A 19,506-nucleotide genomic window follows, 5' to 3' on the forward strand; every position below is an offset into this window, starting at 1 on the left:
CCGTACGTCAGCCTCAGCGCTGCCACATTGCTGAGGATTATCATCATACGCACATGGGCCATTGCGTTCTCCATCAGAACTTTTCGTTCTGCTCTCAGCATCTCACTGGCAGCAATACAAATTTCTGAACTTTTTTGAAGTTCCCCTGCATCAACATTGCTGCCGGGCGCCATAGACACTGCCAACCTTAATGCCTTGTGCAATCTTCCAAAGGCGGGAGCTAACGTTTGTGGGAGGCCGCGAACAACGGAGCAGCCTCGCGAATCTCTGGAGACATGGCATCAACTCAGGTTTCGACAGTCCCCTTTGGGGGCGCCGGACAATCCTGAATAGTTGTTCGCACGGAGGAAGCAATGTCAATTTAGATGCCAGACTACCGTGAGAGCTGGCCACGCCGTGGTCGCTGCGTCGCAGTTTGCCTCCCGCAATGCGGTTACGAGCAAAACTCCCTTCAGTGCGTGATCGAGCAGCAGCAACGCGGTTTTTGGTAAGCCAACGGAGGTCTGCGAGGCGTTCGCAGCCGGGCTGCCCCATTCGGCAAACGCGAGTGCCTGCAAGGCTCGACGGGGACACCGCGCTCCCAAGCCGGAGCCCTCGAACTTTACGCTGCGACATGTTCGAAAGAAGAGACCTTCGAACATATCGCAATACGAACGCAAACCATGCTGCGAGTCCACCAAGAGAGGACGGTCGCGTGCCAGTCGCTCAGCACAATTAGTCGTAGAAGCGTCTTTTTATGCCATCCCCTCCATGTCAGGATAGATGTCGCCCCGCCGCCTTTCGATGAAGGACAATGGAGGGCGGAAGCGGTTGGAGAATGAAACGCTATCCGGCGGAGTACAAGGAATGGGTGGTTGAGCAGATGATGCCGCCCGTGAACCGATCGGTTGTGGAGTTGGCCAGGGAGACGGGTGTCACGACGGTGAGCCTGCGCACCTGGCGCAACGAGGCGCGAGAGCAAGGACGAGTTGTGCCAGGCAACGGCAAACAGAGCGATAAGTGGTCCAGCGCGGACAAGTTCCGGGTGGTGCTGGAGACGGCGCCCCTGAGTGAAGCGGAGCTGTCCGAATACTGCCGCAGGAAGGGCATTCAGCCAGAACAGATCCGGCAGTGGCGTGCTGCCTGTGAGCAGGCGAATGCGAAGACGCCGCCCAAGGCAGACACACAGCTGCGCGAGGAAGCAACCGCGAAGAAGCGAATCCGTGACTTGGAGCGTGAGCTGAAGCGCAAGGACGCCGCGCTGGCGGAAACCGCAGCGCTGCTGGTGCTAAGAAAAAAAGCCGAGGCGATCTGGGGAAGGGACGAGGAGGATTGATCAACGTCTCGGATCGCCGCGAGGCCATTGCGTTGATCGATGAAGCGGTAAAGAGCGGCGCGCGCCAGGCCCTCGCGTGCGAGGAATTAGGTCTGAACGAGCGCACCTTGCAGCGCTGGCGCCATACGCCTGAGGATGGACGACCGGGCGCGCAGCGTCCGGTGCCGGCCAACAAGCTCAGCGAGGCCGAGCGTGAGGCCGTGCTGGCCGCGGCCAACGAGCCCGGCTGCGAGGGCCTGACGCCGCACCAGATCGTACCCAGGCTGGCCGACGAAGGCCGTTACCTGGCCTCGGAGTCGACCTTCTACCGCGTGCTCAAGGCCGCCGGCCAGGCGCGCCGGCGCGGACGCGGCCACGAAGCCAAGTCGCGTCCGTTGACCACCCACCGAGCCGACGGACCCAACCAGGTGTGGTGCTGGGATATCACGTGGATGCCCACGACGGTGAAAGGTCGCTTCTTTTACTGGTACATGATGCAGGACATCTACAGCCGCAAGCTGGTAGTCAACGAGGTGCACGAGAGCGAATCGGCCAACCATGCCAGCGAACTGCTGTCGCTGGGCTGTTTGCGCGAGAAGACCGCCGGCCGGCCGCTGGTGCTGCATTCGGACAACGGCAGCGTCATGAAAGGAGGGACGATGCTGGCGATGATGGGTTACCTGGGCGTGCAGCCCTCAGTACAGTCGTCCGCGTGTGAGCAATGACAACGCTTACGCGGAAGCGCTGTTCCGCACAGCCAAGTACTGCCCGCTGTGGCCGGATCGGCCATTCGATACGCTGCAGCAGGCGCGCGATTGGGTCCATCGGTTCGTGCGTTGGTACAACGAGGAGCACCGCCACAGTGGCCTAAAGTACGTCACGCCGAACCAGCGGCACCGCGGTGAAGCGCCGCCCCTACTGGCGCGACGCACGATGCTGTATCAGGCAGCCCGCGCCCGACATCCGCAGCGCTGGTCGCGAGGGATCCGGAATTGGAAACTGGATCCAGTGGTCTTCTTGAACCCCGAACGAGCTGAGCAGGAGGCTAGGGAGCACCGGAAAGCAGCATAACGGCGGACGCGACAACTACCTTGACACACACCGCATCACGCTAAAAAGCAGTTCGGGTAACGAAAAATCAGCTATCCTCTGTAATCCCGCACCACTGTGCAATAAACAAGGCGATAGACTTGGTAATCATCCGCAACGACTCGATGTGGACGCGCTCATCAAATCCGTGGATATCCAATGACTTCGGCCCATAAACCAGAGTCGGCATCTCACCATAAATGACGAAGACCCGAGCATCTAAATAACCGGGCGTCGTGAAGCTCTGCAATTCATTCTCGAATGCATGACGATGACAATCCCGCAGAGTATTCTCGGCATCCGATCCTTCCTCCAAAACATACCCTTCCGCATAAAATCCGGTGAATGTCACCTCCGGTTCGCTGCCGCCGAGCCGCGGATCAGATACCGCATTACGCAGGCACGCTTCGATTTCTGCTCTCGCCTCGTCCGCAGTTGTTCCGGGGTAAATTGCAGCTCGAACATCAAACTCGCACCATGGCGGTACAGTTGAAGGCCAGTCTCCACCTTCGATTTTACCGATGTTGAAGTTGATTGGATGATCCAAATCTTCGAAATGGCGGTGGCAATGATGCTGGCTATTCCATTTCGCCTCGATACCACGGAGCGCCTCAATCGTCGCATAAGCCGCATCAATTGCATTAAAGCCGTTCGCCATCTCCCGGGTGTGCGTGGGATGCCCTTGTACACGGACTTTGAACCAGAGAACGCCGACGTTGGCCCGTACAAGCATATTCTCTTCGGGTTCCGGGATGATAACCGCGTCCGCTTTGTATCCACGCAGCAGAGCCGCCAACGCACCATTTCCCGTACATTCCTCTTCCACCACGGACTGGAAATAGATGGGAGCCGCTGGCGCATAGCCAATAGCCCGCAATGCATCGTAGGCAAAGAGATTTGCCACTAGTCCAGCTTTCATGTCAGCAGCGCCGCGACCGTAGAGCCAACCCTCTACGATAGCGGGATCCCAAGGGGAGCGACTCCACATCTTCTCAGGACCTGTCGGCACCACGTCGATGTGCCCATTCAGAATGAGCGAGCGTCCCTTTTGTTCGCCGGGTCGATATGTTCCGACGACATTGAAGGCATTCTCATAGGAGACTGTGACAGGACCAAATCCTGGATGCGAGCAAATATCTGCCTCATCTATGCGCCAACGGTCCATAGAAAATCCCCGTTTTCGCATAGCTTCGTACAGGAAATCTTGTGCAGTGTGCTCTTGGCCTCGGAGAGACGGATAGCGAATCAGATCCTGCGTGAACTTTAGTTGAGCGTCGAAATGATCATCCACCGACTTCATGATGCGCTGGACTTGCGCGGCCGTCAAAGGCGTAGATTGCGTAGTGTTTGTCATAATTAATAAAATAAAAATTAATGTTATAGAACGCCAGATTGGGGATTCCAGAGTGGGCTTCTCGATTTTTTTTCCTTGTGCGCAGCTAGCCCGATAATTGAAAACATGGTAATCGCTGATAGTACAGAATAGAACATCGCAAGAGGCAACCACTGATCTGGATACTGGTGAGTTAGCCAGGTTCCGATCAAAGGTGTCATACCACCCGCAATAGCGCCACAAAATTGGTATGAAAGCGATATCCCCGAGTATCTAATATGCGTTTCAAATGCTGAACTAATAAAGCCGGCCATCGCAGAGTAAATGGTCGCCATGAAAACGAGAGCAATTGACAAGCCACCAACAATTCCCAGAGTGGAGCCTCCGGTCACGAGTATGAACATCGGATAGGGAGCAAGAACCGAGCATCCGGCGGCAACTACAAGGACACGAACATTTCCGAGACTGTCGGCAAACCAAGCCGCAACAGGTTGAACAAAAAATTGGATGATTGCCACAAAGAACAGACAATCAAGGACGTGTGCTCGATGCAGTCCTAATGTCTGCGTTGTGTACGACAACATGAACGTGTTCGTGAAATAGATTCCACCAATGGCTACGGTACAAACTCCCATAGCTAAAAGGACTGTCCGCCATGATGTGCGCAGAACCTCCTTGACAGGAACTTCTGCGTTCTTATGCTGCTCCATAGCTCTTTCAAAATCGGGGGACTCGCTTACACCGATTCGAATGAAATAGCCCACGAATAGAAGCACCGCGCTAAGCAAGAATGGAATACGCCACCCCCACCGAAAGCAGGTCCGTCTCATCAAGAGTGGTAAGTGCGCGGAAAGCCAGGAGCGAGAGAATCAGTCCCGCCGGACTTCCGAGCTGTGCGAAAGAAGCCCCGAATGTTTCTACGCTTGCGTGATGCATGTTCTCCTGCCAGTAGCACTGCTCCACCCCACTCGCCTCCAACGGCTAGTCCCTGCGCAAGGCGCAATACGTAACAACATAGGCGCTATGATGCCGGCTTGCCTATAGTCTGGCAGTAGGCCAATGCCAACAGTGGCCACGCCCATGATAACCAACGTAGCCATGAGCGCTTTCTTCCTGCCTACGCGATCTCCGAGGTGTCCAAACACTACCCCGCCTAACGGACGTGCAAGGAAGCCAACGGCGAATGTGCCGAAGGACGCCATTGTGCTGACAAAGGGGTCGGCCGTGGGGAAAAAAATCTTTCCGAAGACCAGCGCAGCGGCTGTGGCATAGATATAGAAGTCGTACCACTCGATAGTGGTGCCAATAAACGCGGCTAAGGCCGCACGGACGGGCTGCCGGGTTGCCTCCGTGTGTTCTGGAATGCTCATGCGTCTCCACTATGGGAATCTTTTGAAGTTGTATTTATCGTTCCACGTAGACATTCGGTCAACTTATGTTTTGAACGCACAACTTAAGTTAAACTAATGTCATCAACACGATCAACCGAATGCGTGGCCTTGAAGTTTGAACGCCGCACGACCTAACTTAAAAGATCCTCGCCTATGTTGGAAAAGAGTCATGATGATGCTGCTGCCGAACGAGTCAGCGGCCGACTGGATTGGAACCTGTTACGAACTTTCTTGGTCATCTCGCAAGAGAAGAGCATAAGCGCGGCGGCGATAAAACTTAATGTCACTCAATCGGCAGTGAGTCAGGCACTTCGGCGATTGGAGGCCCATCTCGATAAGCGGCTCATTGAAGCGTCACCACTCGCGTTTCGCGATAACACTTGCCGGCGAGGAAGTGCGGCGTGCTGCAGAAACGATATATGGAAACGTAGCCGAATTGGTCAGCGATGTTATGCAAGCCAAGGAAGAAGCTATAGGCCGTATACACGTGCTCACGGCGAGCAGAATTCACTCCGCGGTTTACGACGAGTTCTGGTCGCAGTTCCACCGACGATACCCCCGAATCGAAGTCAACCTTGATGTACGTCCTAGCAGCGAAATTGTTAGCATTCTGCAGCGCCGGGGCGGTACCGCTGGCATCGGCCTATGTCGCCAAAAACCGGCGGCTCTGGACAGTAAGAGTCTCTCTACAGCAACGGTACGCAATATTTTGTGGGGCAAATCACCACCTTTATGGACGTCGCGACTGTCAGGTGGAGGACCTGCTAGGTGAAAATTTTGTATCATTCAGCAGCGACGTATTTGGAGACAGCTTGTCTCCATTGGCCATTTTCCGCGACGAGCAAGGATTCTCGGGCAACATCGTTGCAACATCATCGCATCACGACGAGGTTAAGCGACTGTTGATTGCAGGATTTGGAATCGGCTGCCTGCCAGAGCACAGTGTCAAGGAAGACGTTGGCGCAGGCCGCCTTTGGCGGCTTCCCCCGGAGGACGGCGTATGCACTGTGGAGCTGCATTTTTTGTGGAACAAGACGGGCCATCGAAGTATGGCCGAATCTCTGTTCATTCGGGAATTCTCCGAACACCTTGACCGGTAGACGTGGGACGAACGGCTAACCTCGTATTTGCCTGGAAAGCCTGCCCGCCTCGATAACCATAAATGAGAGCTTTGAAGTCAAAGGTACCCCAGCGGACGAGGCCATCCGCCGAAGCCAAAATCCACCTCGGGACTAGTTGTACCCAAGAATCGCGATGGTACGAGATTCTGCATCCTGGGAGAAAGGAGCAGACCGTACGCGATGGAATCTACATTTTCCCCCGGTGAGAAAATCGTAGCTGATTGACGCATCGGTGCGATCGAGTCCGTCGGCAATTCCTGCCGGCCTGACACACCGGGGTGAAACGGAGTTTTCATAGATTACTGATAATATTTACGGAATCATATCGATTTTTATTACTAGATGAGGTTAATCCATGTCGTTTTCAGGTCAGTGTATTTATCGATAGCGTGCAATGATTTATCTCTACCGGATCCAGACTGCTTGACGCCACCGAACGGAACCGTGACATCCCCGTCCATGTAGCAGTTCACCCACACGAGACCAGCCTTTAGCATTCGGGAGACTCGATGGGAACGTGATACATTGGCAGTCCAAAGTCCTGCGCCTAGCCCATAAGGAGAGTCATTGGCCATCCGGATCGCCTCGGCTTCTGTGTCAAAGCGTGTGACAGTGAGGACCGGACCAAAAATTTCCTCACGGATAATAGATAGGTTCTGGCTTTGGCATTCAAAAATCGTTGGTTGTAGGTAGTAGCCACCACTGTCAGCCAAAACACGGTCTCCCCCCAATCGCAAGCGGGCTCCCTCTTCCTTGCCCGCTCGCACATAAGAAAGTACTCGATCCATCTGGGCAGCGTCTACGATTGCGCCCATTGGGGATCGCGGATCGAGAGGATCCCCAGGTTGCATAGCCATAGCGATGGCCTCTAGCCGATCCATGAACCGGTCATATATGCTGGACTGAATGTACAAACGGGAGCCTGCGATGCAAATTTCGCCCTGGTTGCTAAAAATTCCTGTGGCTGCCGCTTGCGCCGCACGGTCCACGTCCGGGCAGTCGTCAAATATGATATGCGGCGATTTCCCGCCACACTCTAGCCACACACGCTTTAGATTGGACTCTCCGGCATACTGCAGAAAGCGCTTTCCAGTAGCGGTCGAGCCTGTGAAGGCGATACAGTCGACATCGGGATGAAGCCCCAGAGCCTGTCCTGCAGCTGCACCAAGTCCCGGGACAACATTGAAAACCCCCTTTGGAATGCCAGCCTCTTCCGCAAGCTCCGCAAGTCGCAAGGCTGTTAAGGGGGATTGCTCAGCAGGCTTGAGCACGACGCTGTTTCCTGCCGCGAGCGCTGGCGCAAGCTTCCAGCTGGCCATTAGAAGTGGATAGTTCCAAGGTACTACTGCTCCAACGACGCCCACCGGTTCACGGGTGATCGTGGCGAGTACGTTTGGTCCCGTCGGGGCAATCTCATCATAGATTTTGTCGATTGCTTCCGCATACCACGCATAGGTTCTTGCCGTCTCTGGAATATCGTAACCCATGGTTTCAGAGATCGGCTTACCCATATCCAGCGTCTCAAGGACAGCAAGCTCCTCCTGATGGGCTTCGATGAGAGCTGCCAAACGCAACAGCGTGGCCTTGCGAACGCTTCGAGGCGCATGCGCCCATACCCCTTCTTGAAAAGCTCGGCGGGCCGCTGCCACCGCACGATCCACCTCCACTACCCCGCATGCCGCAATTGCCGCAATAGTTCTTCCGGTGGCGGGATTGACTGTATCAAAGGTATGGCCGTCAACCGAATCGGTCCATTCGCCATCAATGTAAGCCTTCGTCCGGAGCGGTACGCGGCTGGCGAGCTCCTTCCAATACGCGAGGTCTTGCATGTCCTTCATGGTTCTATCCTGATTTTTCTGGCACCGAGCGCTTGAGCAAGCGAATCTCACTAGACCGGGCGCCGTAGAAGTTGCGCGGGGACGTATGTGAGTTGCCTATATTGCAGGGCGGAGCATAATCTCGCTCCAACTCATACTGTCATTTCAGCGGACCGCGCCTATTGGCAGAGGCGCGCGCCAATCACGTGGATCTCTTCTAGCTCATCGGATTGTGGTGCCAGAGCTTTGTCGCGCAACAGCTTCCGCCCGAATCTGGGAGAGTGTTAATCCTGGCGCGATGCCGTCCGGGTCATAACGCAGTTCGATGAGTGCGGGAAGTTGATTGGTGTCCGCGAACTCTAGTGCACGCTTGAAAGCTGGACCGAAATCTTCTGTGCGGTCGACAACCTCGCCGTGGCCGCGATAAGCGCGCGCCAAATCTGCAAACTCTGGGTTTTCAAAACCAAGGGCGATTGTACGTCCAGGAAACTCACGCTCTTGGTGCGCACGAATTGTCCCCCAAATGCCGTTGTTGAAGACGATTACCACGATCCCAGCCCTATATTGCATCGCTACACCGAGCTCTTGCAGATTCATCTGGAAGCATCCGTCACCTGCGAAGCAAATAACTGTCCGTTTCGGGTTTTCCAACTTCGCCGAAATCGCCGCAGGAAGTCCATAACCCATGGAGCCGACGGTTGGAGCTAAACTGGTGCCCACGCCTTTGAAGCGATGATAGGTGTGAGGATAAAGCGCGTAATTTCCTGCACCTACCGTGAGGCATGCATCATCAGGCACGTTATCGCGAACGTAACACGCCACTTCGTTGAGATTCAGGGAGCCCGGGGCCGCCTTTGGCTCCTGCTCACCAAGATATGCACGATGCGCTTCGTGACCCGCATTTCCACCCTTATGCGGGCGCAGAGGTACGAGGCCGTCTACCGCAGTCGCAAAGGACCGCACATCAGCAACGACCGGCAACGCTGGATAGAACACCTTGCCAAGTTCATTGGCGTCCGGATAAACGTGGACCAGCTTTTGCTTTGGCAGAGGGCTTTCGATAATAGAATACCCTTCCGTGGTCGCCTCGCCCATTCGAGTACCAACCGCGATCAACAAGTCGCTTTTCTGGATACGGCGGCGGAGCGAATCCGGCATACCCCAGCCCACATGGCCCGCATAGTTTGGATGGGTATTGTCGAAGCACTCCAGCCTCCTCCATGCGACACCCACGGGCAGTGCAAAGCGTTCCGAGAATGCTTCCATACTACGGGCGGCATTCGGCGTCCAACCGCTTCCACCTAGAAGAAGAAATGGACGTTCGGCCGAAGCGAGTAGCTCGCCGAGTTCCTCTATAGCGGCTTGCGTAGGAGCAGCGTCCCCTCGGCGATAGCGAGGTACATCCCTAACGGCTGCTTTGCCCCATAGAGTGTCTTCGGGAAGCGCCAGAACGACTGGCCCAGGTCTGCCACTAGTCGCCACCGAAAAGGCACGCGCAATGAATTCGGGGATGCGGTCCGTCCTGTCAATCTGAGCAACCCATTTGGCCATCTGTCCAAACATGCGGCGGTAGTCGATTTCCTGGAATGCTTCACGTTCATAGAAGTCGCTGACTTGGCCGACGAATAGAATCATCGGCGTGGAGTCCTGATACGCAGTATGGACCGCGATGCTAGCGTTGGTTGCCCCAGGCCCACGGGTAACGAAACAAACTCCGGGCTCGCCAGTCAACTTTCCATAGGCTTCGGCCATATACCCGGCACCGCTTTCCTGACGGCACACGATTGGCTTGATTTTGTCCTGACGATCATAGAGGGCGTCAATGCACGGTAGATAGCTCTCGCCGGGCACCAAGAAGACTCGCTTCGTTCCTTGAGTGACAAGTTGGTCAATGAGAATTTGGCCACCGTTTCGCACGCTCTGCGATGGCTGTTCGGAAAATGGTTGCATGCTGATTTTATCCTTGTGCGACGAACGCGCTTCCGCCCGGAGGCCCTATGCGCGTCATATACGCGTGAATGGGAGAAATGCGTCTTAGCTGTCCAGCCCGCCCATGCAGAGATATTTGGTCTCGAGATATTCTTCAATTCCTGCGCTCGAGCCTTCTCTGCCGAGACCGGACTGTTTGACGCCGCCAAAGGGGGCCACCTCGTTAGATATCAGACCGGTGTTGATACCCACCATGCCGTATTCGAGTGCTTCTGCCACACGCCAAATTCTGCCGATATCGCGTGAGAAGAAGTAAGACGCCAGCCCAAATTCCGTATCGTTGGCCATTTCAATTACTTCGGCGTCAGAATGGAAGCGGAATAAAGGAGCCAATGGGCCGAACTCGTCCCTCTTTGCGCCACCCGCATTTCTGGCGTTACTCCCGCCAATACCGTCGGCTGAAAGAATGTCCCGCCTAACCGGTGCCTCTGACCGCCCAACAATACGGTAGCGCCTTTCTCCACCGCATCTGCGATGTGCTGTTCCACCTTAGCAACCGCATCCTCATTAATCAAGGGGCCCTGCAACACACCAACTTCGACACCGAACCCAACTTTAAGCTCCTGCACAGCGGCAACTAGCTTCTCCGAGAACGCGTTGTACACCTTATCATGTACGTAAAGTCTGTTTGCACAAACGCAAGTTTGGCCGGCATTACGGTATTTCGATGCAATAGCGCCTTCGACCGCGGCGTCCAGGTCTGCATCTTCAAACACAATAAAAGGTGCATTTCCCCCAAGTTCCAGCGATAGCTTCTTGATGCTTGGTGCAGACTGCCGCATCAGAATCCTTCCAACCTCGGTCGAGCCCGTAAAGCTGAGTTTTCTGACAATAGGGCTTGCAGTTAGTGCATCACCGATTTCGATAGAACTCGATGAATCGCCTGTTACGACGCTAAAAATGCCATTGGGTACTCCTGCTCGCTTAGCAAGCAAAGCCAGCGCCAGTGCGGACAGGGGGGTATCTTCCGCAGGCTTTAGGACCATCGCACAACCTGCGAGAGCTGGACCCACCTTCCGCGTGATCATAGCTAGCGGGAAGTTCCAAGGCGTGATGGCCGCGCAAACTCCTATCGGCTCCTTCACGACAAGTAGCCGCTTGTCCATTGCTGGGGTGGCGAGAATTTCTCCGGAGACACGCTTAGCTTCTTCCGCAAACCATTCTAGAAAAGACGCAGCATATGCCACTTCGCCCCTTGCTTCGGCCAACGGCTTTCCTTGCTCACTGGTCATTAGAAGCGCGAGGTCGTCGGCGTTTGCCAGCATCAGATCGTGCCAGGTACGCAGGATCTTTGCGCGTTCTTTCCCAGTTGTCCTCCGCCAAGCGATCTGGGCCACACGGGCCGATTCTATAGCTCTGTTCGTCTCAGCCGCTCCGAGCTTCGGAACAGTAGCAATGACGGAGTGGTCTGCAGGATTCGTTACCTGAAACGTAGTGCCATCGTCTGCACTAATCCATTGGCCGGCCACGAAGGCTTGACTGCATAGTAGCGAGGTATCCTTCAATTGCATTTTCGTGTACTCCGGCAGATCACGCAGTCAGGGTTTCAGCAAGGATGGCCAGGGCCTCATCCATAACAGAATCGGATATGGTAAGGGGGAACAGGAAGCGAATAACGTTGCCGTACACGCCACAGGACAGGTACAGCAAGCCGCGCTCTAGTGCCCGGGATTGGACTTGCTTGGTGAATTCAGCATCGGGGGTACCGTCTGCTTTTTGAAACTCCACCGCGATCATTGCCCCCATACCTCGAACCTCCGCAATTTGCGGCACTCTTGAGCGCAAGCCATCGAGTCGATCTCGAAGCCGGTTACCAAGCACCGTCCCGCGCTCAACCAAGTTCTCCTCCTCGATCACGTCCATAACCGCCAAAGCGGATGCAACAGCTAGCGGATTCCCTGCATAAGTGCCACCGAGTCCGCCGGGTGCCGGTGCGTCCATCACTTCCGCGCGACCGCATACGGCAGAGAGAGGCATGCCCCCTGCCAGGCTCTTGGCCATCGTAGTCAGGTCAGGGGCGACATCAAAATGCTCCATCGCGAATAGTTTCCCCGTCCTGCCAAATCCGGTCTGCACCTCATCAGCGATGAGGAGAATTCCATGCTCGTCGCAGATCGCGCGGAGGCCTTGCACGAATTCCTTCGGTGCGACATTAAAGCCGCCCTCACCTTGCACCGGCTCGAAAATGATAGCGGCGACCCGTTTCGGGTCGATGTCTGATTTGAAAAGCTGTTGAATAGAGAGCAACGCATCCTGGACCGAAATTCCGTGAAGACTGTTAGGATACGGCGCATGAAACACATCACCGGGGAATGGGCCGAACCCCACTTTATATGGAACAACTTTTCCGGTCAGAGCCATACCCATCAGGGTTCGGCCATGAAAGCCGCCAGAGAAGGCAACGACACCAGGCCTCCCCGTTGCCGCCCGTGCAATCTTGATGGCGTTCTCCACGGCCTCGGCCCCTGTGGTAAAGAACGCCGTTTTCTTATGGAATGCTCCGACCGCGCGCGCGTTGATTTTTTCCGCGAGCTCAATGTAGCTCTCGTAAGGCACAATTTGATACGCCGTGTGAGAAAACCGGTCCATCTGCTGGCGTACGGCTGCGACGAGCCGAGGATGCCTGTGACCAGTGTTAAGCACGGCGATGCCGGCAGCGAAATCGATGTACCGATTGCCCTCGACGTCCCAAAGCTCCGCATTCTCGGCTCGCTCGGCATAGAAACTACACATTACGCCAACTCCGCGGGGAGTTGCGGCGTCTTTACGACGAACCAAATCTGCGTTTTTCATGGAGACTCCTGACTAGGGCGGCGCTGACCGCCTGCTACGTGTAACTTAGAAAAAATGGGTGAGTGTGCCCTTAGTGCCCCAAAATTGGGCGGGTGGCCTGACCAATTTTGGCAAGATTTCGTCCGACAGGCAAGAGTTTCATGGGGCCAAATCCGCGCGAAGGTGGGTAAAGGATCGTATAGAGCACTTTCTGCTCGCTGGCTCGGCGGGTTGGCGTCCGGCTACACGACTGCGCTCGAAGCTTCGAGCTATAATTGGCCGGACCGTTCAGGCACACCAGAAAATTCAATGTCCTCTCTTCAAGCCGTAACCGCACAACGCCTGTACCGCCTCATCGCCGACCAAATAGCAAGAAAGATCGCCGCAGGGTACTTTCCGCCAGGAGCGCGCTTGCCGGCTGAACGCGAGCTAGCCGAGCAACTAAATGTCGCCCGATCGACGGTTCGTGAAGCTCTCATCGCCTTGGAGATCGGCGGTTTTGTGGAGGTAAGAGTAGGAAGCGGAGTGTTTGTCGTCGACACTAAAGATCGCCCGCCAGTACCAAATGATGCTCGGCTGATCGACGTCGATCCCGAAGTACCGAGTTGGCATCAGGGTCGAGAGATGAGCCCTTTCGAACTGTTAGAAACACGTGCTTTAGTCGAACCGGAATGCGCTGCGCTGGCCGCAATTAATGCAAGCGGCGATCAACTATCGGCTATTGAAGAGGCCCATCGCAAGATGGACCCAACCCAAAGTCCTGAGGCGAGCGACTTCGCGCACGACCGTGCGTTGCACGAAGCAATTGCATCCGCAAGCGGAAACACTGCGTTAGCTTCGGTAGTAATGCACATCTGGCAATTGTGCGAAGCCAGCGCGCTCTTCAAGGGGCTCGATAAGCACTTTATCGATGCCGGAGACTATCGCCAGGCCATTGACGAACACTCCAGAGTAGTAGCTGCAATCATCGCACGCGACCCGATCCGTGCGCGCCACGCCATGCAACCACCCGCGTACCTCATCTCTTGGCAATTACTGCCCGCGCATCGCGGGAGGTTAACGAATGAAGCCTCGGTTGTTGCGAGTCCATTTGCAGACCTAAGCCTTCAGCTCGTTTTGACTGCCTTACCACGGCGCAAGCACCATGGTCCGGCCACTAGGCCACCAGACCTAGCGTTAGTACCTATAACGGCAGAAGGCAGTCTTAGGTAGGATTCAATTGGCCGGACCACCCGTCTCATTTGGACCCCATGGATCCCAAACACATCGGGTGGTCAGACCAGTTCGCGCGAGGAAAGCATGGCCTTCTCAGTGCTTGAACTTCTGTCACTCTTACCCTTTGGATAGGTTTTATGGACACGACACACGACACGCCAACGCCGGCAGCGGCAAGTGCGCCCACAGTGAATATGCGGAGGGTGGCCATCGCGAGCGTCATTGGCACAACGGTGGAATGGTACGACTTGTTCATTTTCGCGACCGCTTCGGCGCTCGTGTTCAACAAGGTGTTTTTCCCTGCTTTCGACCCACTCGTTGGCACCTTGCTCGCGTTCGGCACCTTCGCGTCCGCTTATCTTGCTCGGATGGTGGGAGCAGCCCTATTCGGGCACTTTGGGGACAAGCTGGGCCGGAAGTCGATGTCTGAGTTTCGCTGGTGATGATGGGGGTCGCGACCTTTGCAATCGGGCTTCTCCCTGACTATTCCTCAATCGGCGTTTGGGCCCCCGTTCTATTGCTAACGCTACGCGTTGTCCAGGGTTTAGCGCTTGGCGGTGAGTGGGGCGGCGCGGTACTCATGGCAGTGGAACACGCACCGTCCAATCGCCGTGGTCTTTACGGTTCCTGGGTCCAAATCGGGGTCCCCGCCGGCACCCTGATTGCGAACTTAGCATTCCTCGCAAGCAACGCAATGCTTTCCGATGAAGCCCTTCTCTCCTGGGGCTGGCGCATCCCTTTCCTGGCTAGCATTCTTCTCGTTGGCGTAGGCATGTACATTCGCCTGAACACGGCTGAAACTCCCTCCTTCAGCAAAGTAAAGGAGAACTCAGCGCAAGTTAAGATCCCACTTGCGGAAGTGCTGACGAAATCTTGGAAGCAGGTCATCCTCGGCGCAGTGGCCACCATGTCCACTGGCACCGCTTTCAATCTGATCGTCGCGTTCGGACTGACATAACATACGGGACACAAACCCTTGGCTTCTCCCGCAATCATATGCTTGCGATAGCGTTGATTTCCTGCGGCCTGTGTATTGCCCTGCTCCCTTTGTTTGGACTGTTGTCTGACAAGGTGGGAAGGAAGCCCGTAATTGTTGGAGGCATTATTGCCGAAGCGCTTCTGGCATTCCCGCTCTTCTGGCTCCTCGATACCAAGAGCTTTGGCTTTGCGCTGCTTGGTTACCTCCTGATGATGAGTGCATTCGCAGCCAACTATGGTCCAATCGCCACCTTTCTCGCCGAGCTTTTTGGGACAAAGGTGCGCTATTCCGGTCTGTCAATTAGCTATATGCTTTCCGGCCTACTGGGCAGCGCCGCGACACCCATCATTACGACGGCTCTCCTCTCGGCTACAGGCAAAGGATCTTCTGTTGCATGGTACATGATCGGCTCCTCGGCTCTTTCCGTCGCTGCACTGTTGATGCTGGCAGAAACGCTGTCTCGTGCCTCGGACGCCAACGCTCTCGCAAACACCGGAGTATCGTCTTCGCGTTGAAGATGCCTCTTTCGGAACAGGAAGCTGAAAATGAAATGCGAAAGCGAACTCGCACTACTCTCGAAGCTTGAACGGGTCAGCCTACCCACATTGGGACATTTTCTTGAAGACGGGTTCATGAGCTATGAGGTCCGCTCGCTCGTGCCTGGCGCGCGGGTAGTCGGTACGGCCGTCACATTGAAATTGGCGAGCCCGAATGCCTACGCAGTTAACCGGGCTTTAGCTGTGTTGCGTCCAGGCGATGTGCTCGTTATCGATTGCTGTGGCAACAGGACACATGCGTGTGTTGGGGCGGTTACTGGCACAGCCCTTCAAAGCGTCGGCGCAAAAGGGGTCATCGTTGACGGCCTCGTAACGGATATCACCGAACTCAAAGAAATGCGGCTACCCGTATTTGCTCGGGGAACCACAGCGCTTACGACCAAAAAAATCGACGCTGATGGAAGCGCTGTAAATGTACCTATTCTGTGCGGCGGCGTAGAAATTCACCCAGGTCAAATCATTGTAGCTGACGATAACGGCGTCCTGTTCTCGCCGTCGATGCTGCAGCAACAACGGTTGACACAGCACTCGCCTCTGACGCCGCCGAACCTGCCGTCTTGGCCAGGCTAAGAGAAGGAAATCCGGTCCGAACAGTGTTAGATATCGCACCTTTACCAAAAGAATAATATTGTCTATGGCATCAGATCCCAAAGTTGCGGCCACCGCACCTCAGGTGGAAGCTGGCTTTTTGTTCCGGGCCTTGACAGGCAACGGCACCGACAAGCGCGAGAAGTCCGCGCCGACGTCGTAGTCGCAGATCTTGAAGAGTTCACGAAAGCAGACGAGCGGCCACAGGCATATGTGGCGATCCAGGATCTTATGGCTGAGTGCAGACAGAGCGGTGTCGTAGGAGCAGTACGCGTCAACCAGCTTGGCCGCGGTGGCAAAGAAGACTTGCGGGGCGTCATGCCTAGCGCGCCGGCCGCAATTTTTCTTCCGCATGTCGAAAGAGCGGCCCAGATCATCGAGCTGGATGAAGAAATATCCAAGCTTGAGAAGGCGTTCTCTCGCGCACGGAACCACCGAGATTGTGCCAACGCTCGAGTCCGCTCGGGGCGTGGTCAATATTCAGTCGATCCTTGGAGCGAGTCAGCGTGTTACAGCATGCCTATTGGCAGCCGAGGACCTCAGTGCGAGCCTTGATGTAGTTCGCGGCGCGGATGCCATTGAACTGCGTCACGTGCGCTCCCGCTTCCAGGTAGACTGTACCGCAGCCGATTGCGTTCCAATCGATTGCCCCTTTAGCTACAACGACTCCAACGCGATCAAAGCCGATCTTGCTTGGGCCCGCCGCATTGGATTGAAAGCTCGATGCACCGTTTACCCTCAACAGGTGACCTATATCCACGCGGCCTTCTCTCTTTCCGATGCTGAGCAAGCAGCCGCCATAGATGTGTTGAGAAGATTTGAAAGCGGCGAGAAAGATTGCTTTGGGATGACAATCGATCCTCCGGACTACTATACCGCTATGCGTTTGCTCTCTCGCCAAGCGCAGCTTTCAGAATGGGAGAATAAGCCCTGACAGCGCCCTCTGTAGCGCTGTTTTTCGGCCTCGACGTGTCTGTTTCGACGACTTTCGCTGTGCCGCTGCAATCCCCCGCAGCACTAGCAGTGCCGCTGAAGTACCTCCAGGGAATGTCGGCGCCACGACAGGCTGAAGCGTTGATTCGAGGACTCCACCCAACCCCAGATTCATGCGCGGCGCTGACACCTTCACGGAAAGCTTATTCACCATGAGGCGGCAGGAGGCTTTCGTGCCGAAGTCCCACCCGCTGCGCTCTATCCGCGCCATGGCCAACCAGGCGCAGGTGAAAGACGCCATCAGCCGGATTCCGGAGTGACAGAATTACTTTGTTCTTACGCCAGCGGATTGCCGGCGAGGTAGTCGTCTTCGGTCAACAAGGCGAACAGCGCGCTCAGGATCACCAGCGCCTGGCGCACGCTGGCCGGCGACAGCGGCCCCGATGATTCCGTCAAAGTGGGACGGCAGTCCGGGTGCCGCGCGCGCGCTTTTTCCTGGTGCCGGCCAAGACCCCAAGATCCAGTGGGCGGCCGGTTGCGGGTCCGGCCAGGAAGCGTTCGTAGCCGAGCAGGTCCTCGGCGTATCTGCCGCCCACATAATCGAACAGCTTCAGCCGTCGACGGTGCTGCTCCGCGCTGCAGAGAATCGCGTATTGGCCAGATCTTAGTCACCACGTCGGTGCCGGCGCGTGAGCCAGCCAAGACGTTTGCTCACCCCACCAGCAGTCTCGCAAAACTCAGCTCGTGGCCGTCGGGATCGCTGATATGGAAGTACCGCTCGCCCCACTCGGCATCGCGCGGGACGGCCTCGGGACACAGCCCGTGTTCGAGCGCCCGTTGGTGGATGGCGTCGACATCGTCGACATGGAAAATGATGCGTCCCCACCCACGACCATTGCCGGCTGACAGGCTGCGCAATCAGGTTGAGATAGCCCATGCCCGCGTGGAAGCTGGTGAATTCCGCATCGGCGCATCCATAGCGGATCTGGAATCCGAGCGCCTGGTAGAAGGCAACGGCTCGCGACATGTCGTGGGTGGCGAGTGTCACGGCGTTGATCGAGGAAATCATCGGCATTGGGGGGCGTGTTTAACCGGACTAGATCAGACTAGCATGCGGCCATCGTCCGCGAAATGCCAGTAACGGCCCGGGTAAGGGCCGGAATGCCTTGGTTTTCGCAGTCGCCTGATCAAAGGCCCGGCTGGTGCCGGACACCGATGAACTGATCGCCGAACGGGCGCGCTACCGCCGCGCCAACGACCTGCTCCCGACTCCGCAGCCCGGCGAGGCGCTGCCGCTGGTGCTGCCGATGATCGGGCGCGGGCAACGCGAGGGGCGCGTGGATCGTCACCCGGGCCTGTCACGCGGCGCGCTGCACCTGATCTTGAAGGAAGTGTTCGCCTGGCGGCAGCGCGCCTGCGTGCGCGGGCCCGAATGGGAAGCGTAGGCCGATGTCCTGGCCAGTGCCTCGGCCCACTGGCTGCGCCACACCGCCGGCTCGCACATGATCGACCAGCAGGTCGACCTACGCTACGTGCGGGACAATTTTGGGCACAACTCAATCTCCACCACCAGCGGCTATCTGCACAGCGAGGATGATGAGCGGCACCGAGACACGCAGGAGGACATGTACTCGCGTTTCAATGCGCGTAAGGAAGCCGCGGAGGCCGGGCTCAAGACGCTCGCAAACGAGCTCGACCGGCACCGGCGGCTGAACCGAGCGATCCGAGTTGGCCGGGCTCCAGACATTCTTGTGGCTATCCTTCACGTGATGACACGGCTCAATATCGCCGAGCATTTCATCGTGATTGGGACGCATGCTCTCTATGCGTATGAAGCCGCGGCCGGTGTTCGCCTGAAGGAGCGCGCTCTCGCCACTCGCGACGTCGATCCTCTTTGGGATACGCGCAAACGCGTGCAGTTTGCTGCTCTGAATGAAGAACTTGGATCTCTCGATGCTGGACCTCCTACGCAAGGTAGTTAGCACGTTCGAGATTCGGGATGATCAACTCTTTACGGCAGTGAACGCAAAAGGCTTCGAGGTGAACATCCTGCGTCGCGAGGCCGCCGATCTTGACCCCCACCCGCTCCAACTGACAGACGACGAAGACGACCTCTGGGCAGTGCAGGCGCGACGCGCAAATGTCTTGCTGGGGGCGCCTCCATTCTCTGCACCCGATCGTGTCCGTGACCGGCAGGATGGCGCGGATGACGACGATCAGTCCAGCGGCGTTTGTCGACTTCAAGCGCTGGATGGCGTCGACCGCAGATCGCGATTCGCTCAAGATTTCTCGCGACAGACTGCAGGCATCGATCGTGGAAGAGCTAGCCAACCGCTTCCGGCTCGGTGTTTAGCGAGCCGCGGTTTTACCGCATTGGTGCGCCGCCGGCGTGCGCGACGCGCTGGTCACCATTGATTTCCGTCCCCTC

At 56.4% G+C, this 19,506-nt stretch carries 8 protein-coding genes and 9 pseudogenes; 10 read left to right on the forward strand and 7 right to left on the reverse strand.

The features are described 5' to 3' along the window. Positions 1 to 817: 817 nt before the first annotated feature. Positions 818 to 2,365, forward strand: a pseudogene (locus ACOCMH_RS15395) (IS3 family transposase). Between the two features lie 67 nt (positions 2,366 to 2,432). Here ACOCMH_RS15395 and ACOCMH_RS15400 read toward each other — a convergent pair. Both ACOCMH_RS15400 and ACOCMH_RS15405 read right to left on the reverse strand, forming a co-directional pair. Beyond that, on the reverse strand, positions 2,433 to 3,737 hold the full coding sequence (locus ACOCMH_RS15400; RefSeq protein ID WP_427306042.1) for an ArgE/DapE family deacylase: 1,305 nt from the start codon (positions 3,735 to 3,737) through the stop codon (positions 2,433 to 2,435). A gap of 23 nt (positions 3,738 to 3,760) precedes the next feature. Further along, positions 3,761 to 5,086: pseudogene (locus ACOCMH_RS15405) on the reverse strand (MFS transporter). A 174-nt stretch (positions 5,087 to 5,260) separates the two neighbouring features. Here ACOCMH_RS15405 and ACOCMH_RS15410 point away from each other — a divergent pair. Further along, positions 5,261 to 6,207: pseudogene (locus tag ACOCMH_RS15410) on the forward strand (LysR family transcriptional regulator). A gap of 359 nt (positions 6,208 to 6,566) precedes the next feature. Here the strand turns inward: ACOCMH_RS15410 and ACOCMH_RS15415 are convergent. The 4 genes and pseudogenes from ACOCMH_RS15415 to gabT form a co-directional block, all read right to left on the reverse strand. Continuing rightward, a complete protein-coding gene (locus ACOCMH_RS15415; RefSeq protein WP_427306038.1) occupies positions 6,567 to 8,066 on the reverse strand; it encodes an aldehyde dehydrogenase in 1,500 nt (499 codons plus the stop codon). A 201-nt stretch (positions 8,067 to 8,267) separates the two neighbouring features. Continuing rightward, the gene (locus ACOCMH_RS15420) at positions 8,268 to 9,995 is read right to left on the reverse strand and encodes a thiamine pyrophosphate-binding protein (protein WP_427309203.1); all 1,728 of its coding nucleotides are present in this window, start codon (positions 9,993 to 9,995) and stop codon (positions 8,268 to 8,270) included. A gap of 84 nt (positions 9,996 to 10,079) precedes the next feature. Then, a pseudogene (locus ACOCMH_RS15425) lies at positions 10,080 to 11,545 on the reverse strand (NAD-dependent succinate-semialdehyde dehydrogenase). Between the two features lie 19 nt (positions 11,546 to 11,564). Beyond that, complete coding sequence (gene gabT / locus ACOCMH_RS15430) at positions 11,565 to 12,827, reverse strand: 4-aminobutyrate--2-oxoglutarate transaminase (protein WP_427309204.1); 1,263 nt, start codon at positions 12,825 to 12,827, stop codon at positions 11,565 to 11,567. A 288-nt stretch (positions 12,828 to 13,115) separates the two neighbouring features. On the opposite strand from gabT, the gene ACOCMH_RS15435 reads away from it, so the two are divergent. The 5 genes and pseudogenes from ACOCMH_RS15435 to ACOCMH_RS15455 all read left to right on the forward strand — a co-directional run. After that, positions 13,116 to 14,018 (forward strand): FadR/GntR family transcriptional regulator, encoded by a 903-nt coding sequence (locus ACOCMH_RS15435; RefSeq protein ID WP_427309205.1) that lies wholly within the window; start codon positions 13,116 to 13,118, stop codon positions 14,016 to 14,018. A 140-nt stretch (positions 14,019 to 14,158) separates the two neighbouring features. After that, positions 14,159 to 15,515: pseudogene (locus tag ACOCMH_RS15440) on the forward strand (MFS transporter). A 30-nt stretch (positions 15,516 to 15,545) separates the two neighbouring features. After that, entirely contained in the window at positions 15,546 to 16,127 is a 582-nt protein-coding gene (locus ACOCMH_RS15445; protein WP_427309207.1) for an RraA family protein, read from the forward strand. Between the two features lie 74 nt (positions 16,128 to 16,201). Then, a pseudogene (locus ACOCMH_RS15450) lies at positions 16,202 to 17,079 on the forward strand (HpcH/HpaI aldolase/citrate lyase family protein). 172 nt (positions 17,080 to 17,251) lie between these two features. Beyond that, positions 17,252 to 17,371 (forward strand): annotated as a pseudogene (locus ACOCMH_RS15455) (IS5/IS1182 family transposase); the annotation flags it as partial. A gap of 418 nt (positions 17,372 to 17,789) precedes the next feature. On the opposite strand, the pseudogene ACOCMH_RS15460 reads toward ACOCMH_RS15455, so the two are convergent. Then, positions 17,790 to 18,147, reverse strand: a pseudogene (locus tag ACOCMH_RS15460) (VOC family protein). 118 nt (positions 18,148 to 18,265) lie between these two features. On the opposite strand from ACOCMH_RS15460, the pseudogene ACOCMH_RS15465 reads away from it, so the two are divergent. From ACOCMH_RS15465 to ACOCMH_RS15475, 3 genes and pseudogenes are all read left to right on the forward strand, one after another. Further along, positions 18,266 to 18,697 (forward strand): annotated as a pseudogene (locus ACOCMH_RS15465) (tyrosine-type recombinase/integrase); the annotation flags it as partial. Positions 18,698 to 18,847: 150 nt separating this feature from the next. Then, positions 18,848 to 19,060 carry a GSU2403 family nucleotidyltransferase fold protein gene (locus tag ACOCMH_RS15470; RefSeq protein ID WP_427309239.1) on the forward strand — a complete coding sequence of 71 codons (213 nt, stop codon included), beginning with the start codon at positions 18,848 to 18,850 and terminating at the stop codon, positions 19,058 to 19,060. 224 nt (positions 19,061 to 19,284) lie between these two features. Further along, complete coding sequence (locus tag ACOCMH_RS15475) at positions 19,285 to 19,431, forward strand: GSU2403 family nucleotidyltransferase fold protein (RefSeq protein WP_427309208.1); 147 nt, start codon at positions 19,285 to 19,287, stop codon at positions 19,429 to 19,431. Positions 19,432 to 19,506 lie beyond the last annotated feature (75 nt).

Source organism: Cupriavidus sp. H39, from assembly GCF_050271075.1.
In the GTDB taxonomy this organism is placed as follows: Bacteria; Pseudomonadota; Gammaproteobacteria; order Burkholderiales; family Burkholderiaceae; genus Cupriavidus; species Cupriavidus necator_B.